1 protein-coding gene is annotated in these 1,537 nt (G+C 68.1%); it reads right to left on the reverse strand.

Translation table 11 applies throughout. The annotated features are described in order from the left end of the window. Positions 1–1,537: BatD family protein (locus BLX41_RS12420; protein ID WP_259744771.1), on the reverse strand; the 1,537-nt coding region annotated here is incomplete at both ends.

Genomic DNA, 1,537 nt, shown 5'->3' on the forward strand with positions numbered 1-1,537 from the left:
GGATCGCTCGCCATAGCTCTTCACCTTGCCAATATTGGCCGCTCTCGCTGTAGAGGGCGCCGTTGAGGCCGTCCAGGGCGTCGGACAGGGGGATGAAACGCGCGGCCATGTCGGCCAGGGTTTCCGGCTGCTGGCGCGCCCAGGCGTCCAGGGCCTGGCGGGTGGCCTGGGGGTCGTTGGCCTGGCAGGCGCGCTTGAGGTCGTCCAGCAGCGAACGCGGACTGGGCCCGGTCTGGGCTGCACGCAGCACCGCCGGTTGCCAGCGGGCGCGCCACCATAGGCCGAAGCCCAGCAAGGTGGTGCAGGCCAGTAGCAAGGTGCTCAGTTGCCACAGCCACAGGTTGGCGCTGTCGACGCCGATCGGCGCGTTGCCCGCCGGGGTGTCCACCACCAGGCTCGGGTTGTTCGCCACTTGCAGGGTCCGCGCCGGCAGGCTGGTCTGTTCCAGGCGGTCTTCTTGGGTGTTCCACCAAGTGATCTCGAGGGCCGGCAGTTCGACCTCGCCGGTACGGGTCGGCACCAGGGCCTGGCGGTCTTCGCGAATCCCCAGCAGGCCGTGCTCGATGTGCTGGTTGCTCAGTTGCGGCTGGTCCGGGTAGCTGCGCAGGCCATTGATCTCGACCTGGGGCAGCGGTGGCAATTGGGCGCTGGACAAGCCCTCGGCACGCAGGGTCAGGCTACGGGTCAGGGAATCGCCCACCTGCGGGTGATCGGGCTCCGGGTTCCAGCTTTCACTCAGGCTCAGGCTGCGGGCCGGCAGCCAGGGCGCATCGGCGGGGTAGGTGGCAGGCTTGGCCAGCACCTGCAGGGTCATTTCGGCGGAGCTGACGTGGATCAGCTTGCCGGGCTTGGGGGCCTGGGACGTGGGCTCTGTGCCGGTGCCCGGGGTGGCCGGGGTGGCGGTGAAGGTCAGCGCCGGAATCTGCAGTACGCCGCTGCGCTGGGGATAGACGGCGTAGCGCATCTCGATCACCCCATGGCGCACGCCATTGATGAGTTTTTCGTAGGTGCGTGGCTCCCCCAGTTGCTCGATCCGGGCGTCGCTCAGTTGCAGCGGGCTCAGGCTGCTGTCGTCGAACAGCGGCACTGAATGGTAGATGTGCAGGGTCAGCAGGGCCTGGGCCTGGACGTAGACCTTGGGCTGGTCCAGTTCGGCGTCGATGAACACCGGTTCCAGGCGGGCGTCCTGATCCTGGACCGGGCTGGCATTGACCTGCAGGGTCAGGGCTTGGCTCTGCAGGTTGCCCAGTTGCAGCGGGGCGATCTCCAGGGTGCCGGTCTGGCGCGGCAGCAAGGTGACGATCCAGCGGGTGCTGGCGTGGCTGTCGCCGAGACTGTTGAGCTGGTTGACCTGGCGCGTGCCGCGCACTTCGAACTGGCTGTCCAGGGGCGTCAGGTCGGGCTTGCCGAACTGGGTGACATCGGTGGACTCCAGGGTCAGCTCGACGGTTTCCCCGGAGTTCACCTGACTGCGGTCCAGGCTGGCGAGCAGCCCGGCAGCCTGGGACTGCGAGGTCCAGAGCGCGAGGGCAAGCAG

Source organism: Pseudomonas protegens, from assembly GCF_003732485.1.
Lineage (GTDB): Bacteria > Pseudomonadota > Gammaproteobacteria > Pseudomonadales > Pseudomonadaceae > Aquipseudomonas > Aquipseudomonas protegens_B.